The sequence below is a fragment of the Microbacterium sp. B24 genome, from assembly GCF_000333415.1.
GTDB lineage: Bacteria > Actinomycetota > Actinomycetes > Actinomycetales > Microbacteriaceae > Microbacterium.
Window position 1 is genome coordinate 1 of the sequence record NZ_BADB01000279.1, and the last position, 5,920, is coordinate 5,920.

Annotated in this window: 6 protein-coding genes and 1 pseudogene; all 7 read right to left on the reverse strand. The window is 70.2% G+C overall.

The features are described 5' to 3' along the window. Positions 1-778, reverse strand: a 778-nt coding sequence (locus tag I5I_RS07325; protein WP_036318170.1) for an NAD(P)/FAD-dependent oxidoreductase, incomplete at its 3' end; no start/stop codon positions are given. A gap of 56 nt (positions 779-834) precedes the next feature. Then, positions 835-2,242, reverse strand: a pseudogene (locus I5I_RS07330) (S8 family peptidase). Continuing rightward, the gene (locus I5I_RS07335) at positions 2,194-2,664 is read right to left on the reverse strand and encodes a DUF501 domain-containing protein (RefSeq protein WP_036318171.1); all 471 of its coding nucleotides are present in this window, start codon (positions 2,662-2,664) and stop codon (positions 2,194-2,196) included. The pseudogene I5I_RS07330 and the gene I5I_RS07335 overlap by 49 nt, the downstream one beginning before the upstream one ends. An 85-nt stretch (positions 2,665-2,749) precedes the next feature. Next, entirely contained in the window at positions 2,750-3,277 is a 528-nt protein-coding gene (locus I5I_RS07340) for an FtsB family cell division protein (protein WP_036318167.1), read from the reverse strand. Positions 3,278-3,349: 72 nt separating this feature from the next. Further along, on the reverse strand, positions 3,350-4,630 hold the full coding sequence (gene eno, locus I5I_RS07345; RefSeq protein ID WP_036318168.1) for a phosphopyruvate hydratase: 1,281 nt from the start codon (positions 4,628-4,630) through the stop codon (positions 3,350-3,352). A gap of 109 nt (positions 4,631-4,739) precedes the next feature. Then, positions 4,740-5,408 carry an O-methyltransferase gene (locus I5I_RS07350; RefSeq protein WP_036318169.1) on the reverse strand — a complete coding sequence of 223 codons (669 nt, stop codon included), beginning with the start codon at positions 5,406-5,408 and terminating at the stop codon, positions 4,740-4,742. Between the two features lie 31 nt (positions 5,409-5,439). Continuing rightward, on the reverse strand, positions 5,440-5,820 hold the full coding sequence (locus I5I_RS07355) for a hypothetical protein (protein ID WP_051039531.1): 381 nt from the start codon (positions 5,818-5,820) through the stop codon (positions 5,440-5,442). Positions 5,821-5,920 lie beyond the last annotated feature (100 nt).

Genomic DNA, 5,920 nt, shown 5'->3' on the forward strand with positions numbered 1-5,920 from the left:
AGATGATGAGATCGGTCGGGATGACCTCGCCGGTCGAGAGCTCGACGTCCCTGTCCACGGCGCCGGTGACCTGGGTGTCGAGGTGCACCCTGGCGCCCCGCTTGGCGAGGTCCTTGAGCACCCACTCGCTCGTCTTCAGGGACACCTCGGGCATGATGCGTCCCATGGCCTCGACGAGGTGGAAGTGCGTGTCCTCGAAGCGCAGCTGCGGGTAGTCCTTCAGCAGCGAAGAGGCGAGAGCGCGGGTCTCCGCGAACACCTCGATGCCCGCGAAGCCACCGCCGACGACGACCACGGTCAGAAGGCGGTCGCGCTCGGGACCGGCGGGAAGGTTCGCCGCACGGTCGAAGTTGGTGAGGATGCGGTCGCGGACGGCGACCGCCTCTTCGATGGTCTTCAGGCCGATCGCGTTCTCGGCGATGCCGGGGATCGGGAAGGTGCGCGAGACAGCACCGGCGGTGACCACGATCTGGTCGTAGCTCTCCTGCCACGCGTCGCCCTCGGCCGGCGTGATGGTGGCCGTGCGGGTGGCGTGGTCGATGCCGGTGACCTTGGCGGTGACGACACGCGTCTTCTTCAGGTGCCGACGCAGGCCCACGATGACGTGACGAGCTTCGATCTCACCGGCCGCGACCTCGGGCAGGAAGGGCTGATACGTCATGTACGGCAGCGGGTCGACGATCGTGACCTCGGCCTCACCCTTGCGCAGGTGCTTCTCGAGCTTCCACGCCGTGTAGAAGCCGGCGTAACCGCCACCGACGATGAGGATCTTGGGCACGGCACGCGTGGCCGTGCTGGTCTCTGTGTGAGTCACAGGTGGAAGCACTCCTTGAATCAACGGCTCGGAGTACGAGGTGCGCGCTCCGATCTGATGCGCCGGGCAGCAGCAGTGACACCGAGCGCGACCAGTATAGCCGTCAGGGTGACCCCCACGAGCGGCACGGTGCCGTAGAGGAGGGTGTCGACGCTCGGCAGCAGCGGGGAACGTCGATCCAGCGTCTCGGCCGCCGGCAGCTGTTCGATGGTGACGGGCGAGGATGTCGGGGTGGGCTGGGGACCGGCGTCAGCGCGACGGTACAGCCGGATCCAGTCGGACAGACTTCCCATCGGGTTGCTGTTGACGCTTGCGACCGACGCGCTCACCGCGGCGTTTCGCATCGATGAGCCCGTAGCCGTACTTCTCGTCGGGCACCTTGGTCGCCGCGGCGGCGGGCCGCGCCGTCTTGATTATGCGGTTGATGACGTTGTCGGCATCCAAGTCGGGGTGAGCCGAACGCACGAGCGCCGCGATGCCGGCCACGATGGGCGCGGCCCCACTGGTCCCGTCCCAGACGACGAGCTGCCCGTCGGCGGAGACGCCCAGCAGCTGCTCACTCGGCGCGGAAATGCCGATGGTGATGCCCTGCGTCGAGGCCTGTTCGCTGGCAGTGCCGGCACGGTTGACACCGCCGACGGTCAGCACCCCGGGGATGGTCGCCGGCGCGCCCACCTCTTCGGTACCGCTGCCCTTGTTTCCGGCGGCCACCACGACCACGACGTCGTGGTCGAACGCGTATTGGAAGGCATCGTCCCACGACGGGTCCCAGGTCAGGGTGTTCGTCGTGAACGAGAGGTTGATGATGTCGGCGCCGTGATCGACGGCCCACGTCATCGCATCGGCGACCTGCTGCACGAACGGCACCGAGGATGCCGCGCCGAATCCGATCGACAGCGAGAGCAGATTCGCCTCGGGGGCGACGCCGATCATCCCAGTGTCGGCACCGGTTCCGCGGGCGGCCGCCAACGAGGCCACCCAGCTGCCGTGGTTGGCATCGACAGCCCCGACCGGGGTGCGCCCGTCCGACGACCCGGCTCCGGAGAAGTCCGCTCCCCCGACGACCGCACCGGAGAACTCGACCGGGGATCGGCCGATGCCGGTGTCGATGACAGCGATCGTCACCCCCTTGCCGCGGGTGATCTGCCATGCCTGCCGGATGCCGTACTCGTCGAGCCAGTACTCCGCCGCGCGGGCGGGATCGCCCGTTCCCGGCGGAGGTGCCGTCGCGGCGAGGGCCGACGGCCCGGCGAGAGCCGCCGGGGCAGGGTCGCCCGCGGCGACGGCGACCGCGGGAATGCTCGCCGCACCCGCCGCCTGCCCGCCCAGGCCGATCATGACGGCGGTGACGACGGCGACGAGACGCCGACGGCGAGCGCTCACACCGCGCTCCGCGGATCGGCGCAGGTGCAGCGCTCGGGCGACCAGTCGGCGCGCGCGAGCGCGAGGTCGCCGATGGGGTTCACCCCGGGGCCGGCGGCCAGCGCGTGCCCCGCGAGGGCATGCAGACACTTGACGCGTGTCGGCATCCCGCCCGCGGAGATGCCCGCGATCTCCGGCACGTCGCCGTACACCGCCCGGTCGGACAGGTACGCCTCGTGCGCCGCGAGATAGGCGGCGGCGATGTCCTCGTCGTCGGCGAGCAGGGCGGCCAACTCGGGCATCACCTGGTTCGCCTCCAGCGCCGACATCGCGGCCGTCGCGCCGGGGTGGGTCAGGTAGTAGAACGTCGGAAACGGCGTGCCGTCGGGGAGCCGCGGTTCCGTGGCGACCACCGTCGGGTTGCCGCACACGCAACGTGCGGCGATGCCGACGACGCCACGCATCGGACGTCCCAACTGGGCCCGCATGACCTCGAGGTCGGCGGCGGAGGCGGGGCAGAGAGCGGGATGCGGCACCCGTCAAGGGTACCGGGGCGGGCTGACCGACTGCTGATCAGCGAGTGGGCGCGACCGGCGGCACCGCCGCCGTCTGGGCGAGCCCGGCGCCGGCCACCGAGCGCACGAGCTGCGCCATCCAATCGGTGCGGGTCTCCTGCACCTGCGCGCTGACGGCCGCCTGCGACGGGGGCATCGCCGTTGCCGGAAGGTCGTTGTCGACGAGATAGACGACCTCGCCGGGGCGTACGTAATACAGCCGTTCCCGCGCTTGGGAGCTCACGTAGGCAGGGTCGTTCCACCGATCCTTCTGCTGCTGCAGTGCCGCGACATCTGCTTCGCTCACCTGGACGGAGTGCGCCAAAGCCGCGATCTGCTGGCGCTGGCCGAGGTAGGTGCCGACCGTGGGCACCAATGTGAAGACGGCGAGTACCACGAGCCCCAGCATGATCACGGTGAACGCGGAAAAGCGGATGCCGCCGGCCCACGCCCTCACGTCGACGCGGCCCGCGCCCCGGCTCGCGCGCGACGGGCGGGACGCGGAAGAGGGAGCCGGCGCAGTGCGCTCGGCTCCCTCTCTCGTCATGGGACCAGCCTACGTGGCACGCGGACGTGCGACGGGAGGCGCCCCGAATCGCTCAGCGAATCTCCAGCGGCGTCAGCCCTTGAAGCGCGGGAAGGCCCCGCGACCGGCGAAGACCGCGGCGTCGCCGAGCTCCTCTTCGATGCGCAGCAGCTGGTTGTACTTCGCGACGCGCTCGCTGCGGGCGGGGGCGCCCGTCTTGATCTGGCCCGCGTTGACGGCGACGGCGAGGTCGGCGATGGTCGTGTCCTCGGTCTCGCCGGAACGGTGCGACAGCATCGAGCGGTAGCCGTTCTGGGTCGCCAGCGAGATCGCGTCGAGCGTCTCGGACAGCGTGCCGATCTGGTTGACCTTCACGAGCAGAGCGTTCGCGACGCCCAGGTCGATGCCCTTCTGCAGGCGAACCGGGTTCGTCACGAACAGGTCGTCACCGACGAGCTGGACCTTCGAGCCGATGGCATCGGTGAGGTGCTTCCAGGCCTCCCAGTCGTCCTCGGCGAGCGCGTCCTCGATCGTGACGACCGGGTAGTTGGCGACGAGGTCGGCGAAGTAGTCGGTGAGCTTCTCGGCCGACCAGGCCTTGCCCTCGACCGTGTAGACGCCGTCCTTGTAGAACTCGGTGGCGGCGACGTCCAGGCCGACGGCGACGTCCGTACCGGGGGTGAACCCGGCCTTCTCGATCGCCTTGATGAGGAAGTCGAGACCCTCGCGGTTGCTGGGAAGGTCGGGGGCGAAGCCACCCTCGTCGCCGAGGCCGGTGTTGTAGCCCGCCGCCTTCAGCTCGCCCTTGAGGACGTGGTAGACCTCGGTGCCCCAACGCAGCGACTCGCCGTAGGTCTCAGCGCCGATCGGCGCGAGGAAGTACTCCTGGAAGTCGATGCCGTTGTCGGCGTGCTCGCCGCCGTTGATGACGTTGAACAGCGGGACGGGCAGCACGTGCGCGTTCGGTCCGCCGAGGTAGCGGAACAGCGGCAGGTCGGCGCTGTCGGCCGCCGCCTTGGCCACCGCGAGCGAGACGCCGAGGATGGCGTTGGCGCCCGTGCGCGACTTGTTCTCCGTGCCGTCGGTGGCGATGAGGATCTCGTCGATGACGCGCTGCTCGCTCGCCTCGACGCCCTCGATGGCCGGACCGAGCTCGTCGATGACGGCGGCGACGGCCTTCAAGACGCCCTTGCCGCCGTAACGGCTCTTGTCGCCGTCACGCAGCTCGTACGCCTCGAAAGCGCCGGTGGACGCGCCGGAGGGGACGGCCGCGCGCTGGACGATCCCATCGTCGAGCAGCACCTCCACCTCGACGGTCGGGTTGCCACGCGAATCCAGGATCTCGCGTGCGCCTACAGCCTCGATCAGTGCCACAGGGGACTCCTTGCTTGTGAAGGGTGAATCTCGGAGCGTCACGGGTGTGCTCCTGCTCCGTGTTCGAGTCTAGTGACCTGCGCGATGGACCCACATGCCCCGAACCGGATCAAACGACCAGCGCGAGCGCGATGCCGTCCCACCCCTTCGCATCCAGGGTCTGCAGCGCCGTCGCCGTGAAACGCGGGTCGTCGCGCAGCATCTCCAAGCCCGCCCGCACGCCGCGCACCTGCGGATTGGAATCCTCGGCATCCGCGACCCGACCGCTGCGGACGACGTTGTCGACGACGATCACCGTGCCGGGTCGTCCCAGCCGCGCCGCCCAATCGAGGTAGAGCGTGTTGGACTCCTTGTCGGCGTCGATGAAGACGAGATCGAAGGGCGCCTCCGAGGCGAGGGTCGGCAGCACGTCTGCGCCCCGTCCGATGCGGATGTCGACGCGCTCCCCCACGCCGGCGCGGTCGACGCTGGCACGGGCCACCTCCGCGTGGCGGGCTTCGGCCTCGATCGTCACCACCCGACCGTCGTCGGGGATGCCGCGGGCCAGCCAGATCGTCGAGTATCCCCCCAGCGTGCCGACCTCCAGCACCCGCCGCGCGCCGCTCAGGCGCGCCAGCAGCCACAGCAGCTTGCCCCCCGTAGGCGCCACCTCGATCGCGGGCATGCCCGCGGCGCGCTGGGCATCCACCGCTGCCGCGAGGGCGTCGTCGGTACCGACGAGGGTGTCGACGAGGTAACGGTCCACCTCATGGGCGGCGGGCAGCGAGAGCTCGGTCATAGCCCCAGCAAACCCGGTCGCCGATGCGGGGTCAACGCCCCGCGGCGCGCGCGACCTCGGCGGCGAGCAGAGCTGCACCGGTCTGGGCGTCATCGACGGTGACGGTGAACACGCGACGATCGGCACGCACAACCCGGATGCCCGGGCCGGCACGCAGGACGACACCGAAGCCTCCGCCCGGCGCCCACCGCAGACCCCAGCCGCCGAACTCACCCATCGGGCTGACGTCGACGACCTCGACGCGTTCGACCTCCGTGATCGGGATGTGCACGCGGGGAAAGCCGGTTGCGGAGATGACGGTCAGCCCCGTCTCGTCGACCCGCACGTGGAAGACCGCCGTCGCGGCGATGACCGCAGCCATCAGCACGACCAGCGCGATGAGAACCGTGGTGGTGACCGGGCCGCCGCTCACGGCGATGCTTCACCACGGCCACGGCGATGAGGAGCGCGAGCGCAGCGCCGAGCACGATGAGGCCGCCGCGGGCGAGGCGCAAGCTGCGAAGCCACACCGC

Excerpts from the sequence above, each read along its gene's own strand:
- I5I_RS07335 (WP_036318171.1), bottom strand. The coding sequence starts at position 2,664 with ATGCGGGCCCAGTTGGGACGTCCGATGCGTGGCGTCGTCGGCATCGCC.
- I5I_RS07340 (WP_036318167.1), bottom strand. The coding sequence starts at position 3,277 with ATGACGAGAGAGGGAGCCGAGCGCACTGCGCCGGCTCCCTCTTCCGCG.
- I5I_RS07350 (WP_036318169.1), bottom strand. The coding sequence starts at position 5,408 with ATGACCGAGCTCTCGCTGCCCGCCGCCCATGAGGTGGACCGTTACCTC.